General features: G+C 60.4%; 13 protein-coding genes and 2 pseudogenes. 11 read left to right on the top strand and 4 right to left on the bottom strand.

The window, feature by feature from the left end:
• A pseudogene (locus LB558_RS08880) lies at positions 1–476 on the top strand (dihydrolipoyl dehydrogenase); the annotation flags it as partial.
• Between the two features lie 383 nt (positions 477–859).
• Here the strand turns inward: LB558_RS08880 and LB558_RS08875 are convergent.
• Positions 860–2,272, bottom strand: a complete 1,413-nt coding sequence (locus LB558_RS08875; RefSeq protein WP_224697199.1) for a helix-turn-helix domain-containing protein — start codon at positions 2,270–2,272, stop codon at positions 860–862.
• 125 nt (positions 2,273–2,397) lie between these two features.
• Here LB558_RS08875 and LB558_RS08870 point away from each other — a divergent pair, with 125 nt between their 5' ends.
• The 5 genes and pseudogenes from LB558_RS08870 (at position 2,398) to scpA (ending at position 9,225) form a co-directional block, all read left to right on the top strand.
• Positions 2,398–2,985, top strand: coding sequence for a biotin transporter BioY (locus LB558_RS08870; RefSeq protein ID WP_224697198.1), 588 nt, complete (start codon positions 2,398–2,400; stop codon positions 2,983–2,985).
• Positions 2,985–4,517 carry an acyl-CoA carboxylase subunit beta gene (locus tag LB558_RS08865; protein WP_224697197.1) on the top strand — a complete coding sequence of 511 codons (1,533 nt, stop codon included), beginning with the start codon at positions 2,985–2,987 and terminating at the stop codon, positions 4,515–4,517. The genes LB558_RS08870 and LB558_RS08865 overlap by 1 nt, the downstream gene beginning before the upstream one ends.
• Positions 4,518–4,746: 229 nt before the next feature.
• Positions 4,747–6,765, top strand: coding sequence for an acetyl/propionyl/methylcrotonyl-CoA carboxylase subunit alpha (locus LB558_RS08860; protein ID WP_224697196.1), 2,019 nt, complete (start codon positions 4,747–4,749; stop codon positions 6,763–6,765).
• A 57-nt stretch (positions 6,766–6,822) separates the two neighbouring features.
• Positions 6,823–7,051: pseudogene (locus tag LB558_RS08855) on the top strand (FAD-binding protein); the annotation flags it as partial.
• Between the two features lie 29 nt (positions 7,052–7,080).
• Positions 7,081–9,225 carry a methylmalonyl-CoA mutase gene (scpA, locus tag LB558_RS08850; protein WP_224697195.1) on the top strand — a complete coding sequence of 715 codons (2,145 nt, stop codon included), beginning with the start codon at positions 7,081–7,083 and terminating at the stop codon, positions 9,223–9,225.
• A gap of 562 nt (positions 9,226–9,787) precedes the next feature.
• Here scpA and LB558_RS08845 read toward each other — a convergent pair.
• Entirely contained in the window at positions 9,788–10,621 is an 834-nt protein-coding gene (locus tag LB558_RS08845) for a LysR family transcriptional regulator (RefSeq protein ID WP_224697194.1), read from the bottom strand.
• A gap of 96 nt (positions 10,622–10,717) precedes the next feature.
• On the opposite strand from LB558_RS08845, the gene LB558_RS08840 reads away from it, so the two are divergent.
• From LB558_RS08840 to LB558_RS08830, 3 genes are all read left to right on the top strand, one after another.
• Positions 10,718–11,440 (top strand): SDR family oxidoreductase, encoded by a 723-nt coding sequence (locus LB558_RS08840; protein WP_224697193.1) that lies wholly within the window; start codon positions 10,718–10,720, stop codon positions 11,438–11,440.
• A gap of 113 nt (positions 11,441–11,553) precedes the next feature.
• Positions 11,554–12,087 carry a nuclear transport factor 2 family protein gene (locus LB558_RS08835; RefSeq protein ID WP_224697192.1) on the top strand — a complete coding sequence of 178 codons (534 nt, stop codon included), beginning with the start codon at positions 11,554–11,556 and terminating at the stop codon, positions 12,085–12,087.
• An 88-nt stretch (positions 12,088–12,175) separates the two neighbouring features.
• A complete protein-coding gene (locus LB558_RS08830) occupies positions 12,176–12,487 on the top strand; it encodes an Atu4866 domain-containing protein (RefSeq protein WP_224697191.1) in 312 nt (103 codons plus the stop codon).
• A gap of 75 nt (positions 12,488–12,562) precedes the next feature.
• On the opposite strand, the gene LB558_RS08825 is transcribed toward LB558_RS08830, so the two are convergent.
• On the bottom strand, positions 12,563–13,234 hold the full coding sequence (locus LB558_RS08825) for a glutathione S-transferase family protein (protein WP_224697190.1): 672 nt from the start codon (positions 13,232–13,234) through the stop codon (positions 12,563–12,565).
• A gap of 134 nt (positions 13,235–13,368) precedes the next feature.
• On the opposite strand from LB558_RS08825, the gene LB558_RS08820 reads away from it, so the two are divergent.
• Positions 13,369–14,349 carry an AraC family transcriptional regulator gene (locus LB558_RS08820; protein ID WP_224697189.1) on the top strand — a complete coding sequence of 327 codons (981 nt, stop codon included), beginning with the start codon at positions 13,369–13,371 and terminating at the stop codon, positions 14,347–14,349.
• 414 nt (positions 14,350–14,763) lie between these two features.
• On the opposite strand, the gene LB558_RS08815 is transcribed toward LB558_RS08820, so the two are convergent.
• Positions 14,764–15,924, bottom strand: coding sequence for a substrate-binding protein (locus LB558_RS08815; RefSeq protein WP_224697188.1), 1,161 nt, complete (start codon positions 15,922–15,924; stop codon positions 14,764–14,766).
• Between the two features lie 438 nt (positions 15,925–16,362).
• Here LB558_RS08815 and LB558_RS08810 point away from each other — a divergent pair, with 438 nt between their 5' ends.
• Complete coding sequence (locus LB558_RS08810) at positions 16,363–16,866, top strand: nuclear transport factor 2 family protein (RefSeq protein ID WP_412033446.1); 504 nt, start codon at positions 16,363–16,365, stop codon at positions 16,864–16,866.
• The last annotated feature ends 139 nt before the right edge of the window (positions 16,867–17,005 follow it).

Here is a 17,005-nt window from a genome sequence, read left to right as displayed (position 1 = left end):
TCGCCATCGGCGACGTCACCGGCGAGCCGATGCTGGCGCACCGGGCGATGGCGCAGGGCGAGATGGTCGCCGAGATCGTCGCCGGCCACAAACGCAGCTGGGACAAGCGCTCCATTCCGGCCGTCTGCTTCACCGACCCCGAGATAGTGTCGGCCGGCCTTTCGCCGGAAGAAGCCAGGTCGAAGGGGTTGGAAATTAAGGTCGGCCAGTTCCCCTTCGCCGCCAATGGCCGCGCCATGACGAAGCTTGGAGAGGACGGTTTCGTCCGCGTCGTCGCTCGTGCGGACAATCACCTTGTGCTCGGTATCCAGGCGGTCGGCCAGGGCGTATCAGAACTTTCCGCAGCGTTTTCGCTCGCCGTCGAAATGGGCGCGCGGCTGGAAGACATCGCCGGTACGATCCATGCTCATCCGACCCAGAGCGAGGCTTTCCCGGAAGCCGCGCTCAAGGCCCTTGGACATGCGCTGCATGTCTAGCAACGGATCACCACGACCCGTTTGTCATCATGGATCAAGTCCCCGCACGTCCCTTGGCAATCCTTCCGATGTCTTCCGCGTGCGCTCGAGGCCGTCATTGCGACCCTTTTCCCAGGTCGGGATTGGCGCCGGCTTCGATCCTGATCGCTTAGGTGTTGCTCGCTCGCGGTGTCGTCGGGTTCACGCCTGATTGGCGGCGGCTGACGCCGCCAGCCCTTCGCCAAGCCGGATCGCCGGTACTATTCGCTGCTTTGTTTGGCTGTCGGCCTTGGCTTCATGATCCTCGCCTTTTCGGAAAAGTGTCAACCATAAGGGGCGCTCTTTAAGGCCTGGCAAGATTGGTGCGTCAGGCAGGTTGCTGCACCTCGGGCAGGAAGATAAAGTCAGGCGATTTGATAAGGAAGGACCCCCCGCCGTTGATGATCGATGGTCAGCCTGCTCTTCAAGGGAGGCACGGCCCGTTGCGGGCAGCCAGCGCGCTCGCAGATACGGCATGAAATTCCGATCGGGTCGAATGCCAACCGATTGTTCAGGTCGATATCGTCGGCATAGACGAAGTCTTGCGCATAAGCCACCTCGCAGCCCAGGGCGATGGCATAACGTCGGTGCGGCGCGTTGAACCCACCGCTGCCTTTGCCAATTTCGGTGGCTATGCTCAGATAGCGCGCGCCGTCTGGCGTCTCAGCCAGTTGGCGGATGATGCGGCCCGGCGTTTCAAAGGCCTGATGTACATTCCAGAGCGGGCATGCTGCCCCGAAGCGAGCGAATTGCAGTTTTGCAGCGCTGTGACGCTTGGTGATATTTCCCGCGCGATCGATGCGGGCGAAGAACACAGGTACGCCCTTGACGCCCGGCCGCTGCAAGGTGGAAAGACGATGCGCGACCTGTTCCAGGCTCGCACCGAAACGCGTCGCCAGCAATTCGAGGTCGTGACGAAGTTCTTTCGCCACCGCCAGAAAATGCTGGTAGGGCAGCGTCAGCGCTCCAGCGAAGTAGTTGCGCAAACCGATCTTGCAAATCTCACCGGACTCTTGCGCGCGGAAGTTCGCCCGCTGGACAATCGCATCGATCTCACTGTCCAATTCCAAGGCGGCCACCTGGAACGCCATCTGAAAAGTTCGCGTCGACGTCGGCGAATAGGGATTGAGGAAAAGTGCGCGGGAAGTGCCGTCATATCGGCGCAGGATATCCTCGCCGGGTTCCGCGCGCAGTATCCGAACACCGTGCCGGCTCTCCAGATAGGTCGGCAGCACAAGCCCGGCATCACGGCCAAGAATGCCAAGGCTCGCCGCCAGTTGTTCGGCTGCCAGATCGAGGTCGGCAACGTAGTTGTCGACGAAGTGGAAGAAATCGCGGACCTCTTCGTAAGGCGTCGGATCACCGAAGGTGTTGGTGTGGACCATGTGATCATCGAAGCTAGCAAGCTGTTCGCTGTTGCGGCGATAGGCTTGGTGGCTGGCAATCAGAGCATGCGCAAAGCCGGGCGCGTTTTGAGTGACGAGTTTCAACTCCTGCAAACTGGGTGAGTAGGCACTGAAAACCGGATCGGCAAGAGCCTCGCTGAGGGCGGAGAGCAGACGGTCGCTATCGCTTCCAGATATCGATCCGATATCGATCTTGAAGTTTTCGGCAAGCGATAAGAGCACTGAAGCCGAAACCGGCCGCTGATTGTTTTCGATCTGATTGAGGTAGCTGGTCGAGATGCCAATGCGCTCAGCGAAGGCGGCCTGGGTCGCCTTGCTGCTTTCGCGCAGTTCTCGGACTTTTCTACCGATAAAGAGCTTGCCTGGGGCCATGTTCGCAATTTCGCAAAATGCAGATTGCAACTTTCTATCTTATGCCGTCCCACCCATTCAAACGTTTTCTCATTCGACGAAGCCGCCTAAAGGCTGATGGCGCAATGGGGCGTGCGGACAGGAGAATGGAAATGACGATCTACGGGGCCATTGCCAGGCGGCGCGGCGCGAGCAACCTTGCCGTCGACGGAACTGCGATCCTTGGAGCGTCGCTGCTGCTCGCCTTTTCTGCCAGGATTGCGGTGCCATTCCATCCGGTGCCGATCACGATGCAGACTTTCGTCGTCATTGGGCTGGGGTTGGCGCTGGGACCTGTACGCGGCCTCGCCGCCGTTGCTCTTTATCTGGCCGAGGGCGCGGCCGGTTTCCCCGTTTTTACCGGCACGCCGGAGAAGGGTATCGGCCTTGCCTATATGATGGGGCCGACGGGAGGTTATCTCCTGGGCTATTTGCCGGCTGTGCTACTTGCCGGTTGGCTCGCCGTGCGGGGCTGGGATCGCAATCCGCTTTCTGGGATGGCTGCAGCCCTGCTTGCCGGCGCTGTCATTTATGTGCCGGGGCTGCTGTGGCTTGGTGCCGTGCTCGGCTTCGATAAGCCAATTTTTCAGTTCGGACTCTACCCCTTCATCTTCGGTGACATCGTTAAGGCGCTTCTGGCTGCTCTTGTGTTCCCTGCCGCCTGGAAGTGGTTAGACGCGCAGGGCGGCTGTTGATGCGCGCCGTTCTCGAACAGCTTGAAGCGCGCCGCGGCGAGGCGCGTCTCGGCGGCGGCCAAAAGCGTATCGATGCCCAGCATGCCAAAGGCAAGCTGACGGCGCGCGAACGCCTCGACGTCCTCCTCGATGAGGGGTCGTTCGAGGAATACGACATGTATGTAACCCATCGCTCCGCTGATTTCGGCATGGCCGACCAAAAGGTGGCGGGCGACGGCGTTGTCACCGGCTGGGGCACGATCAATGGCCGTCTGGTCTACGTCTTCGCCCAGGATTTCACGGTGCTTGGCGGCTCGCTGTCGGAAACGCATGCGCAGAAGATCTGCAAGATCATGGATATGGCGGTGCGCAACGGCGCGCCGGTGATCGGGCTCAACGATTCCGGCGGGGCACGTATCCAGGAGGGCGTGGCTTCGCTGGCTGGCTATGCCGATGTGTTCAAGCGCAACGTCGATGCGTCGGGCGTCGTGCCGCAGATTTCGGTGATCATGGGACCCTGCGCCGGCGGCGCGGTTTATTCGCCGGCAATGACCGATTTCATCTTCATGGTGCGAGACAGTTCCTACATGTTCGTCACCGGCCCGGATGTGGTGAAGACCGTCACCAACGAGATCGTGACCGCGGAAGAACTCGGTGGCGCTCGCACACATACAGCCAAGTCCTCGGTCGCCGATGGCGCCTATGACAACGACATCGAGACTCTGGAGCAGGTACGCGCCCTGTTCGACTTCCTCCCGCTCAACAATAGGGAAAAGCCGCCGGTTCGTCCCTTCTACGATGATCCGTCGCGCATCGAGATGCGGCTCGACACCCTGGTACCGGACAGTGCCAACAAACCCTATGATATGCGTGAGCTCATTCTGGCGCTCGCCGACGAAGGCGATTTCTTCGAAATACAGGAAGCCTTCGCCAGAAACATCATCACGGGGTTCCTGCGCATCGAAGGTCAGACTGTCGGCGTTGTCGCCAACCAGCCGATGGTTCTGGCTGGCTGCCTGGACATCGACTCGTCGCGCAAGGCCGCACGCTTCGTGCGCTTTTGCGATGCTTTTTCCATTCCGATCCTGACCTTGGTGGACGTGCCTGGCTTCCTGCCCGGCACCGCACAGGAATATGGCGGCGTCATCAAGCATGGAGCGAAGCTGTTGTTTGCCTACAGCCAGGCGACGGTACCGATGGTGACGCTGATCACGCGTAAGGCCTATGGCGGGGCCTATGACGTCATGGCCTCCAAGCATATTGGCGCGGATGTCAACTATGCCTGGCCGACGGCCGAGATCGCGGTGATGGGCGCCAGGGGCGCGACCGAAATCTTGTATCGCTCCGAACTTGGCGACAAGGACAAGATCGCCCAGCGCACCAAGGACTATGAGGAGCGTTTCGCCAATCCTTTCGTCGCTGCCGAACGTGGCTTCATCGATGAGGTGATCATGCCGCATTCCTCGCGCCGACGCATTGCCCGTGCCTTCGCGGCGCTGCGCGGCAAGAGCGTCGATGCGCGCTGGAAGAAACACGACACGATGCCGCTGTAGGGCGAAATGAGGTGCACCCATGTGTTCTGCGCGCAAACGTCTTGTGCCACGCCGAGACAACTCGCCGATTTCATCGGCGAGGCCCAGGAACTGGTCTGGCTGGCGCATGAGAACGAAATGGATTGGTGCCTTTGCGTGATCGATGTTCCCGAAACACTGAGCCGCGCTGGGTTGAAGTGGAAGCGTGATCGCGATCCCACGATTTTCCGTATCGAACGATAGGCCGTCCATGTTCAAGAAAATCCTCATCGCCAATCGCGGCGAGATCGCCTGTCGCGTCATCAAGACGGCGCGGAAACTCGGCATCGCCACGGTCGCGGTCTATTCGGATGCCGACCGTGAGGCCCTGCATGTGAGAATGGCGGACGAGGCCGTGCATATTGGTCCATCGCCATCGAACCAGTCCTACATCGTCATCGGCAAGGTACTCGATGCAGTGAAGCAGAGCGGTGCTGACGCCGTGCATCCGGGCTACGGCTTCCTTTCGGAGAACTTCAATTTCGCCGAGGCATTGAAGGCCGCGGGGGTCGCTTTCATCGGCCCGCCGCCAGTGGCGATCGAGGCGATGGGCGACAAGATCACCTCCAAGAAGATTGCGGCATCAGCTGGCGTCTCCATCGTTCCAGGTCATATGGGGCTGATCGAGGATGCCGAAGAGGCCGCCAAGATCGCGGGACAGATCGGTTATCCCGTCATGATCAAGGCTTCGGCCGGCGGTGGCGGCAAGGGCATGCGCATCGCCTGGAACGACCAAGAAGCAAGAGAGGGGTTTCAGTCTTCAAAGAATGAGGCGAAATCTTCCTTCGGCGATGACCGCATCTTCATCGAGAAGTTCGTCACCCAGCCGCGCCATATCGAGATCCAGGTGCTCGGCGACCAGCATGGCAACCTCATCTATCTCGGCGAGCGCGAATGTTCGATCCAGCGCCGCAACCAGAAGGTCATCGAAGAAGCTCCATCCCCGTTCCTCGATGCATCGACCCGCAAGGCTATGGGCGAACAGGCTGTCGCGTTGGCCAAAGCCGTCGGCTACTTCTCCGCCGGTACGGTCGAATTCATCGTCGACGCCGACAAGGAATTTTACTTCCTTGAGATGAACACACGGCTTCAGGTCGAGCATCCGGTGACGGAACTGATCACCGGCATCGATCTGGTCGAAGAGATGATCCGCGTCGCGGCAGGCGAAAAGCTGCGGATCAACCAAGACGACGTGAAGCTGAACGGCTGGGCAATTGAAAGTCGGCTTTACGCCGAGGATCCTTATCGCAACTTCCTGCCCTCGATCGGGCGGTTGACGCGCTACCGCCCTCCTGTCGAGGGAAGACGCGAAGACGGTTCCGTCATGCGCAATGACACCGGCGTCTTCGAGGGCGGCGAGATCTCGATGTACTATGACCCGATGATCGCCAAGCTTTGCAGTTGGGCACCCGACCGGCGGGCCGCGATCGAGGCGATGGCTGGCGCGCTCGACGATTTCGAGGTCGAGGGCATCGGTCACAATCTGCCTTTCCTTTCAGCGGTGATGGATCATCCGCGCTTTCGCGAGGGACGGCTGACAACGGCCTTCATCGCCGAGGAGTATCCGGACGGATTTTCGGGTGTAGAGCCATCGGCGCAAGAGGCCCGCAAGCTTGCCGCGATTGCCGTCTTCATCAATCTGACAAGACAACGGCGCGATGTGCTGATTTCCGGCGCAATGGACAATCACCGCCGGGTGGTGGGCAGCGCGTGGGGCGTGACGCTTGCCGGAGAAAGCTATGCTGTGACGGTCAAACATGAAGGCGGCAGGATTGCCGTCTGCTTCGCCGATGGTCCGCCGGTTGCGGTCGCCAGCGACTGGCTGCCGGGCCGCTCCCACGCGCGGTTCACGCTCGGCATCGAGAGGATCGGCGACGAGACGATTGGGGTAAAGTCGTCGTTCGTCGCGGCGGGTATCCGCCTGCGCTGGCGCGGCCTGGACGTGGTGGCCCATGTGAGTACGCCCCGCATTGCGGAACTGGCCAGGCTGATGCCAAAAAAAACGCCGCCGGACACATCGAGGATGCTGCTCTGTCCGATGCCCGGCGTCATCACTGCCATTGCGGTGGACGTGGGAGACACGGTCGAGGCGGGGCAGGCGCTCGCCACCGTCGAAGCGATGAAAATGGAGAACGTCCTGCGTGCCGAACGTCGGGCCACGGTCCTGCGGATTGCCGCTGTTACCGGCGCAAGTCTCACCGTTGATGAACTCATCATGGAATTTGAATAGGACAGGCAATGAAGATCCTTGTGCCCGTGAAGCGGGTTGTGGAGGCGAACGTCAAGGTTCGCGACCAACGACTGGCAGGTCGGGCCAGATCGGCAAGGTCGTCGCTCCCGATCTATACATTGCAGTCGGCATCTCCGGCACCATCCAGCACCTCGCCGGCATGAAGGATTCGAAGGTCATCGTCGCCATCAACAAGGACGAGGAGGCACCGATCTTCCAGGTTGCCGACCATGGCCTCGTCGGCGATCTCTTCGTCATCCTGCCTGAATTCGAGAAGGTTCTTTAGGCGAGGTTCATAGGAGCAGGGACAAGGAGATGACTCAGCAGGAAGATATTCAACAATGGCGAGTTCTTGCCGAAAAGGAACTGCGCTCTTCTCCCGACGCCCTGATCTGGCGCACGCCTGAGGGTATCGACGTCACACCGCTCTATACGCAGGAGGACCTGCAGGTGGTTGGCCATCTCGGCTCTGTGCCGGGCGCAAAGCCGTTCGTGCGCGGGCCGCGCGCGACCATGTATGCCGGGCGGCCGTGGACGATCCGCCAATATGCCGGCTTCTCCACCGCGGAAGCTTCCAACGCGTTCTACCGCAAAGCGTTGGCGGCCGGGCAGCAGGGCATATCGGTCGCCTTCGATCTCGCCACCCATCGCGGCTATGACAGCGACCATCCGCGCGTCGAAGGTGATGTCGGCAAGGCCGGCGTGGCGATCGATTCCGTCGAGGACATGAAGATCCTGTTCGACGGCATTCCACTCGAAACCGTCTCCGTCTCGATGACGATGAACGGCGCAGTCATCCCGATCCTGGCCAGCTTCATCGTGGCAGGCGAAGAGCAGGGCGTACCGCGCGAGAAACTATCGGGCACCATCCAAAACGACATCCTCAAGGAGTTCATGGTCCGCAACACCTACATCTACCCGCCCGAGCCCTCGATGCGGGTCGTCGCCGACATAATCGAATACACGGCGCGCGAGATGCCGAAGTTCAACTCCATCTCGATCTCAGGGTATCACATGCAGGAAGCGGGCGCGACGCTGGTGCAGGAGCTTGCCTTCACGCTGGCCGACGGACGCGAATATATCCGCGCTGCGCTGAAAAAGGGATTGAGCGTCGACGACTTCGCCGGCCGGCTGTCCTTCTTCTTCGCCATCGGCATGAACTTCTTCATGGAAGCCGCCAAGCTGCGCGCCGCGCGGCTCTTATGGACGCGCATCATGCAGGAGTTCGAACCGAAGAAGGAGGCGTCGCTGATGCTGCGCACCCACTGCCAGACCTCGGGCGTGTCGCTGCAGGAGCAGGACCCCTACAACAACATCGTGCGCACCGCATACGAGGCGCTTGCCGCCGTGCTCGGCGGCACCCAGTCGCTCCACACCAACTCCTTCGACGAGGCGATCGCGCTGCCGACGGAGTTCTCGTCGCGTATCGCGCGCAACACGCAGTTGATCCTGCAACACGAAACCGGTGTGACCAGGGTCGTCGATCCTCTCGCCGGCTCCTACTATGTCGAGAGCCTGACCTCGCAGCTGGCCGACAAAGCCTGGGCGCTGATCGAGGAGATCGAGGCGATGGGCGGCATGACGAAGGCCGTCGTTGAAGGCTTGCCAAAACGCTTGATCGAAGAGGCAGCCACGCGCCGGCAGGCGGTAGTCGACCGCGGCGACGAGGTGATTGTCGGCGTCAATAAGTACCGGCTCGAACAGGAAGACCAGATCGAGACCCTCGACATCGACAACAAGGCAGTGCGCGAGGCGCAATTCCACCGTATCAAAAGGACAAAGCGTCAGCGTGATCCCAAGCGCGTCGACGCAGCCCTTGCCGCACTTGGCGAGACCGCGGCCGGCGGGAAGGGCAACATTCTCGAGACAGCCATTGAAGCAGCTCGCGCTCGCGCAACGGTAGGAGAGATTTCGGATACTTTGCGCCGCGTGTTCGGGGACCATACGGCCATTCCTGAAGTGGTCACCAATGTCTACGGCTCCGTTTTTGGATATGAACCAGAATACAAGATGCTGGTATCGCGCATCGAAGAAGTTTCTGCCTCTCTCGGCACAAAGCCTAGGCTTATGGTTGCCAAGCTCGGCCAGGATGGTCATGACCGAGGGGCAAAAATAATCGCATCAGCCTTCGGCGATCTCGGTTTCCATGTGATCGCGGGTCCCCTGTTCCAGACAGCCGAAGAAGTCGCCGACATGGCAGTCGCCTCGAAGGTCCATGTCGTCGGGGCGTCCTCGCTTGCGGCCGGACACAAGACTCTGCTTCCACAGCTGATCAAGGCGTTGAAGGCGAAAGGGGCTGAAGACGTCATCGTGGTCTGCGGCGGTGTCGTGCCGCATCAGGATTATCAATTCCTGTTTGACCACGGTGTGGCGGCTGTGTTCGGCCCCGGTACGAATGTTATCGATGCCGCGCACGCCGTTCTCGATTTGTTGGAGGGTAAGCGGCGCAACACTTTCTGACCGCCGCACTAGCGGGCCCCAACCCGACCACGCTGCGTCGCATCTGATGGGGCGTTGAGAAGTACTCGAGGGCATTGCGCCGATTTCTGAGCGGCAGGTGGATGACGGTGGGTGATGGCTTGTTCAGATTAGGTATGGAGCGGGGCGCAATCGCCGGTGGCCGGATCCCTGGACACGACCCCCTATCGACGGTTGAACTCAAGATCCTCGACGATCAAGCGGTCGTGATGGAAAAGCGAAAGGTTGGCGCTTCGGGATCTACCATCCCAGAAGCGGACATGTCGTCTGCCCAATCTCATGCGACCTCGCGCGCGCTCGGGCAACAAGGCAGCTGGTCCCATTCACTCTCCATATCCGAATTGGCAAAATGGTCGAGCCTTCGCGGATCGCAATGACCTGAGTTGGATGCTCATGGTAGTAAGCTGTCGATCATTGTTCTTTGGATTGGTCTTGGTTCATGTATGTCGCTTCCTCTACTGCCCGCAGGCTATATCGCTGCCGGCGAGCGCTGTCTCCATTGTCTGACATGTTCAATCAGGACGCGCATCTTGGCCGCCATGTTTCAACGCTGGGGGAAGTAAAGGAAAAAGCCTGGGAATGGCGGCAGGAAATCGCCCAGCAGCGGGACGAGTTCGCCCGTTTCCACGAACGGTCTGAAGGTCTCCTCCGGCGCGAAGGTGAGGCCGCCTCCTGTGAGCGCGGTGCGCAGCATCAGGCGCAGGTCGTTGGTGGTGATTTGGGGCTCGACCGCCACGTCAAAGGGGGTGCCATTCTCCTCGAACTCCCAGCGGTATGGCGCGACGTTCGGCGCTGGACGCCAGCCGATGCATCGATGATGGACCAGTTCGCGCGGATGGGCCGGCGCGCCGTGCGTCGCGAGATAGGCGGGGGCCGCGACCACCATCTGTCGCTGATCGCCGGTCAGGGGAATCGCGATCATGTCCTGCTCGATCACCTCGCCCAGCCGGACGCCCGCGTCAAAGCCGGCGGCGACGATGTCGAACTCTTCATCCGTGACCGTTACATCGATCGTCACGCCGGGATGAGCCGCCGCGAAGGAGGCTATGAGAGGACCCGACAGGAATTGCTCCGCGATGGAGGTTACGGCGATCCGCAGGAGCCCGCGTGGTGCGTTCTGCGCAGCCACGCCCTCAAGCGCAGCGTCAATATCCGAGAGCGGCTGGGACAGAGCATCATGGAGACGCTCGCCAGCTTCCGTCAAGCGCACGGAACGCGTCGTGCGCATGACTAATGTCGTGCCAAAGAAATCCTCGAGCCGCCGCATTCCCTGGCTGACGGCGGAACGGGTCACGCCGAGGCGATCGGCGGCGGCGCGAAAATTGTGCTCCTCCGCGACGGCGAGGAAGAGTGGCAGGAGATTCAGGTCCATCTTCATTGTCCAAGGCCGCTAACCATCCAGTCCAGCAGATGACGGATACCAGCACCCGTCGCGAGCGTCCATCTTCGTCCCGGAAACAGGAAGGAGCACGACATGGACAAGATCATCTTGATCACGGGAGCCTCCAGCGGCATCGGCGAGGGTATCGCCAGGGAACTGGGCGGTACCGGCGCGAAGGTGTTGCTGGGCGCGCGCCGGCTGGATCGCATCGAAGGCATTGCCGCCGAAATTCGCGACGCTGGCGGGATTGCCGAGGCCAGGGCACTGGACGTCACCGACCGCCAGTCCATGGCCAACTTTGCCGAGGCGGCAGTCGAGGCCTGGGGGCGCATCGATGTTCTGGTCAACAATGCGGGCGTGATGCCGCTCTCCCCGCTTGCCGCCGGCAAGCAGGACGAATGGGAGCGCATGGTGGACGTCAATATCAAGGGCGTGCTTTGGGGCATCGGCGCCGTGTTGCCGGTGATGGAGGCGCAAGGCAGTGGGCAAATCATCAACATCGGCTCCATCGGCGCGCTGTCGGTCGTACCCACCGCTGCGGTCTATTGTGCAACCAAGTTCGCGGTCCGGGCGATCTCGGATGGACTGCGTCAGGAAAGCACGAACATCCGCGTCACCTGCGTCAATCCCGGTGTCGTGGAAAGCGAACTCGCCTCGACCATTACCCATGAGGAAAGCATGGCGCTGATGGATGCCTATCGCGCCATTGCGCTTCAGCCTGCCGACATCGCCCGTGCTGTGCGCCAAGTGATCGAGGCGCCTGAGAGCGTGGACACCTCCGAGATCACCATCCGGCCGACCGCATCGGGCAATTGATGCCGGGCGAGCCGATCCGCGGCGGTCTTTTGTGGGCCGCTCCGATTGAGGCCACTTCCGCCACGGCGGCGGTCCCGATCCCACCAGCACCCTTCCAAGAATGGAGCGACCCCATGTCCCTTGCATCACTGACCGCAAACACGGTGGCCGTCGGCCGCAACCTGCTAATTGCACTTGCCTTCGTTGTCATCGTCACACCGGCGCAGGCCTGCCCCGCCAGAGCGCCGGCTGCGGGCGCCGAGGCCCGCAACGAAGCCATCGTGCGGGAAGCCTTCGACGAATGGACAGCCGGACGCGGCAATGTCTTCGATCTCCTCTCGCCCGATGTTCGCTGGACGATTCACGGATCCGGCCCGGTGGCGCGCACCTATGATGGCGTCGAGGATTTCGTGCAGCGCGGATCGGTTCCCCTCGTCAGCCGTCTCGCGACCCCGCTGAGGCCGAAAGTCCATCACATCTGGGCCGTTGGGGACAGGGTCATCATCCGTTTCGACGCTTCGGCCACTACGACCTCGGGAGCGCCCTACCGCAACCAGTTCGTGTGGATATTCCGGATGGAGGAGGGTTCGGTCGTCGATGCCGAGGCATTCCTCGATCTCGTCGCCTATCAAGAGGTCGTCGACAACAATGAGCCCCGCCAGCGGTAGGCCGCCCCAGTGAACATCGCCGGGCGGGCTCGCTTTCGCGCCCTTCCGTCGCAACTGAACACAAGCACATGAAACGAGGAGTTTGACCATGCAGCGTGCCTTCGCAGCTCTCATTACCGCAACCCTTCTGGCCCTACCCGTGCAAGCCGAGGAAACAGAATTTCAAGCCAGCCACCCTTATGTCGGCCTCTGGGTCACCGAGGACGGTCACATCCGTCACGAGCTTCTGCCCAACAGCCGCTATGTCGAGGCAAGAGGGACGCGCGAACGCGCCTATGTGGGGCGTTATGAAGTGACCGGCACGCACATCGAGTATTGGGACGATACCGGCTTCACCGCGGACGGCGATTTCATCGACGACGTTCTGCACCACGCCGGCATGATCCTCCATCGCCGGTGACTTGGAGTTGTCTCTGGCTTGAGGATGGTTCGGTCAATTTTGCCCGTATGCGACCCGCCTTCATCAACGGCCAATCTAGTTTTCGACGCGTGGAGGCAAGGAGGTCATCATCTTCTGGCTGGCCTCTCGTGCCCCCATCCGGTCAAACCAGGCGGCGACATTGGGACGTTGGGGCACGTTGAGCCAGGGAATCTCTCCGGTGGCGATGTTTGTCCCCATGAAGCCGTACAACAGGAGGTCGGCCATGGTGAGAGCGTCACCGGCAATGAAGGTCTTGCCTTCGAGATCCTCGTCGAACTGATTGAGCCCTTGATCGGCGAGCAGCCTGTGTGAGCGTTTGGCCTCCGGGATGAGGACCCGGTGACCGCGATAAGCTTCCTCGGCCGCGTCGGTGCCGCGCCACCATGTGACGAAAGGAAGAATGATTTCGAGATAGGCCCGCCGGGTCCACATGTGAATCTCAGCGCGTTCTTCAGGCGTGTTGCCAAACAATCGCCGGCCGCCTTCTGCGATCTCGTCGAAGTAGCCGCAGATCGCGGTGATCTCGGTGATGATCCTTCCATCGTCAAGGCGTAGCGCAGGCACCTCTCCCCGGGCATTTATGGTGGTCCGATAAGCCGGCTTTCGGTTTTCGAGGCCGGCGAGATCGATCAACTCCACGTCGAACCGAAGTCCCTGTCGCTCGTGGACGAAGAGCCGGACAACGGCTGGGTTCGGTCCTGGCTGTTTTGCGTCGTAAAAAATCAAAGCGGTTCTCCTGAACTGATGATGCCTCGCCCAAAGCGATGGCGTCCGCTTCGGCGTGGAGGCAGAGCAAGGATAGGCACCTGCCCTCGGACCTGCTACAATTGATAGTCCATTCGTCATTGCTTTAAGTCCGAATGTCTGATCCGCTTACCCAAATTGTCGGGCTTCTCCAGCCAAACACCTCCTTTTCCAAGGTCGTCATCGCAGCCGGGGTCTGGGCTGTGCGACGCTTGGATGACGGACTTCCGTTCTACTGCGCGGTTCTGGAGGGTTCGTGCCGCCTGTCGATTGCCGGTCGAGAGCCGATCAGGCTCCGCAGCGGCGACTTCGTCCTTGTGCCTGCGGCCTATGATTTCGTCACCTCGAGCGTTGTTCCCCCGCCGGCCGGCATCGAACCGCAAATCGTGGAGATGAGCTCGGGCGTATATCGGCTCGGCAGCTGCGGCGATTCACCCGACGTCCGCATGCTGGTAGGGCACTGCGCCTTCGGCTCAGACGATGCCAACTTGCTCGTGTCGCTCCTGCCCCAGCTCGTCCATGTTCGCGGAGAGAGGCGGCTGATGACGCTGGTCGAACTCGTGAACGACGAGACACGGGCAGACCGGCCCGGCCGGGATGTTGTATTGGCCCGCCTGCTGGAGGTTCTGCTGATCGAGGCCCTGCGCTCGACCACAGGACCGGCTTCGCCGCCTGGCTTGTTGCGCGGACTCAGCGATGATCGACTTGCTGCCGCGCTGCGGGAGATGCACGAACGTCCGGCCCAGCGCTGGACGGTCGTGGACCTCGCGAAGAAAGCCGCACTCTCGCGCTCTACATTTTTCGAACGGTTCCGGCGCGAGGTCGGCGTCGCGCCGATGGAATACCTGCTGGGCTGGCGCATGGCTTTAGCGAAAGACCTGCTGCGCCGGGAACGAATTGGCGTAGCCCGGGTCGCCGAACGCGTAGGCTACGGCTCGGCGAGCGCGTTCAGCGTCGCGTTTTCTCGCTATGTCGGAACGCCACCGATTTATTACGCGCGGGCAATGTCTCTGGGCCACGTAAAGAAACAGGGCCAATCCGGGAGTGTTTTCCCCGCTCGGTCGACCTTCGGGCAAGATGGCGCGCTCAAGAAGTAATCCAGCCAGTCATCGCCTTGTTCTCGGGCGGTACCGGTGGCCCTGATGCGACACCGAACATAGGGTCATTTGGGGCATAGCCACTGGTTCGAGCGCCCGCTTTTCCTTGGCGAACGCCAGAACCGGCCAGTAGTCCGCTCCCGGCTCCAAACCCGACATTGCAGGTGAGGTCCGCAGATGGTGGCAATGCGATTTAGTCTCAACCGCTCGTCCAACTGTCGCATGTTTTTGAGAGTGGACGTACGCCCGACCGGTCCAGGTCTGACGAGCGAACCCGAGCCGGCCAGCCCCGCAAGCAACGTTCATGTACGCCACTTGGAGGCCTGCGGTTTCAAGACGAAATACCTGCGGTGAGACACGTGTTGGCAGTTGCAAATCCGAGGCTAAAGCACCCGCAGCCGTCAGCGGTTTTCATTAGCAAGAAGCTGGCGGGACCATACTCGTGTGCGAGATAACTTCCCAGTTGGGGCCTTTGGCTTGAGCGACATATATATTCATTGCGGCATGATGGGTGCCAGGGATCATCGCGGCGGGGCCGCCGGGGCCTTCGGAGATTGACGCTCTGTCGAACACAGCGCTGACTGCCTCCATTGCCAGATCGCCATTCGCTTCAATGACGGATTGTTCATAGAGTTTGATCGCCCGGTAGACTCCGGTGGCACCACTACCGGAGGTAAATAAATAGGGAGTTCGAGGGAACATCCCGTTGTACTTGGCCAAGAGACTCTGACTAAACGGATCCTGGACAGTGTGAAAAAAGTCCGTAACGCTGTATGTTCCATCAAGCACGTTTTTCGCAACGACGCTCTGCACATTTTCATCCAAATAGATGCACGACTGAGTGCCGCCATTCTTTTGGAAACCGGATTCAGCCAATTGCTTGACGAAGGCCGGAATGCCAGGGGGCGCGATGGTATTAAAAACGTGATCAATTTTTTCGCCGACAATCTTTGCGATAGTCGATGAATATTCAATTTGATCAAGCGGATAATATTCTTCGAAGATCACCTCTCCGCCATTAGCCTCTATCAGCTGACGAGCTAATTTGTTTGTAACATGCGGCCACTGATAGTCGGCGGACGGCATGCCAAACCTCTTGTTACCTTGCCTTATCAGGTAAGGAATGAAGTCGGCAAGCTGCTGCGTCGGAGTTGCGCCAACGCAGTAGAGGTGAGGAGTGCAATCGCCTCCCTCATAAACCTGGGGGTAAATGTAGAGTGTCTTACCACGCTCCAGGATCGTATTCTTCATCGCCTCTCGCGTCGACGAGTAGAGGCCCCCAATGACGAGATTTACTTTTTTCTGTATGAGTCGCTGGACGTTGATTGCGGCCTTGGCCGGGTCCGACTCGGTGTCCTCGAGATAAAGCTCAATCGGTCGTCCTAGGATGCCGCCGGCATCATTGATCAGCTTGACCGTGAATTGCGCGGCCTGCCAGTTGGAATTACCAAAGATAGCCAGCGGCCCGGTTGTATCGGTGGCTATACCGATCTTAATAGGCCCGGCAGAATGCCGCCACATAGGACGGATTACCAACCCACTTGCTGGTCCGGCGTCTATCGATTCGTTAGTCATCTACCCTCTCTTGCAAACGGACCTTGCACCAACCTTCGATGGTGAGCACGACTCGAAACCACTGCCTCCGCAAGGACCGGAGCTACGCGATTCAACCGCCGGGATTTCACCAACCACTGCAGGCCGGGAACCAAGGATCCCGCCGTGGCGGCGTGGACGATGGGGCAAGGCATCTGACGAACGGGCGCTCCCCATTTACAGCTACTCACATCCAGATTGCTGGTGCGGGTGCAACCTTCCCAATTGGAGAATAAGCAGTAGGTATGTCCAAATGATTGTCAATTAGAAAAGTTATTCCCATTATGAGGAGAACGAGTCCCTCTCGGCCTCCGAACAGGGCAGCGGCCTGAATCGGCATTAGGCTCGTGCGAGTTCAAGGGGAGGGACGAGCAACTCTGTAATATCTCGAAGCAAGGTGCATCACTGACCGGAAACACGGTGGCCGTCGGCCGCAATCTGCTGATTGCACTTGCCTTCGTTGTCATCGTCACACCAGCGCAGGCCAGCCCCGCCACGGCGCCGGCTGCGGGCGCCATGGCCCGGAACGAAGCCATCGTGCGGGAAGCCTTCGACGGATGGACAGCCGGACGCGGCAATGTCTTCGATCTCCTCTCGCCCGATGTACGCTGGACGATTCACGGATCCGGCCCTGTGGCGCGCACCTATAACGGCGTCGAGGATTTCGTGCAGCGCGCATCGTTTCCCCTCGTCAGCCGTCTCGCGACCCCACTGACGCCGAAAGTCCATCACATCTGGGCGGTTGGGGACAGGGTCATCATCCGTTTCGACGCTTCGGCCACTACGACCTCGGGAGCGCCATACCGCAACCAGTTCGTGTGGATATTCCGGATGGAGAAGGGTTCGGTCGTCGATGCCGAGGCCTTCCTCGATCTCGTCGCCTATCAAGAGGTCGTTGACAACAATGAGCCCCGCCAGCGGTAGGCCGCCCCAGTGAACATCGCCCGGCGGGCCTGCTTCCGCGCCCGCCCGTCCCCAACTGTACACACGCAATGAAACGAGGAGTTTGACCATGCAGCGTGCCTTCGGAGTTCAAGCATATCTGGCCAGATCATCTGCACGC

This window comes from Mesorhizobium sp. CO1-1-8 (assembly GCF_020164875.1).
GTDB lineage: Bacteria > Pseudomonadota > Alphaproteobacteria > Rhizobiales > Rhizobiaceae > Mesorhizobium.
This window is presented reverse-complemented; position numbering and strand designations above follow the sequence as displayed.

Coding starts and splice junctions, on each gene's coding strand:
- LB558_RS08820 (WP_224697189.1), top strand. CDS start 13,369: ATGTCTGATCCGCTTACCCAAATTGTCGGGCTTCTCCAGCCAAACACC.
- LB558_RS08845 (WP_224697194.1), bottom strand. CDS start 10,621: ATGAAGATGGACCTGAATCTCCTGCCACTCTTCCTCGCCGTCGCGGAG.
- scpA (WP_224697195.1), top strand. CDS start 7,081: ATGACTCAGCAGGAAGATATTCAACAATGGCGAGTTCTTGCCGAAAAG.
- LB558_RS08875 (WP_224697199.1), bottom strand. CDS start 2,272: ATGGCCCCAGGCAAGCTCTTTATCGGTAGAAAAGTCCGAGAACTGCGC.
- LB558_RS08870 (WP_224697198.1), top strand. CDS start 2,398: ATGGAAATGACGATCTACGGGGCCATTGCCAGGCGGCGCGGCGCGAGC.
- LB558_RS08860 (WP_224697196.1), top strand. CDS start 4,747: ATGTTCAAGAAAATCCTCATCGCCAATCGCGGCGAGATCGCCTGTCGC.
- LB558_RS08815 (WP_224697188.1), bottom strand. CDS start 15,924: ATGACTAACGAATCGATAGACGCCGGACCAGCAAGTGGGTTGGTAATC.
- LB558_RS08835 (WP_224697192.1), top strand. CDS start 11,554: ATGTCCCTTGCATCACTGACCGCAAACACGGTGGCCGTCGGCCGCAAC.
- LB558_RS08830 (WP_224697191.1), top strand. CDS start 12,176: ATGCAGCGTGCCTTCGCAGCTCTCATTACCGCAACCCTTCTGGCCCTA.
- LB558_RS08840 (WP_224697193.1), top strand. CDS start 10,718: ATGGACAAGATCATCTTGATCACGGGAGCCTCCAGCGGCATCGGCGAG.
- LB558_RS08865 (WP_224697197.1), top strand. CDS start 2,985: ATGCGCGCCGTTCTCGAACAGCTTGAAGCGCGCCGCGGCGAGGCGCGT.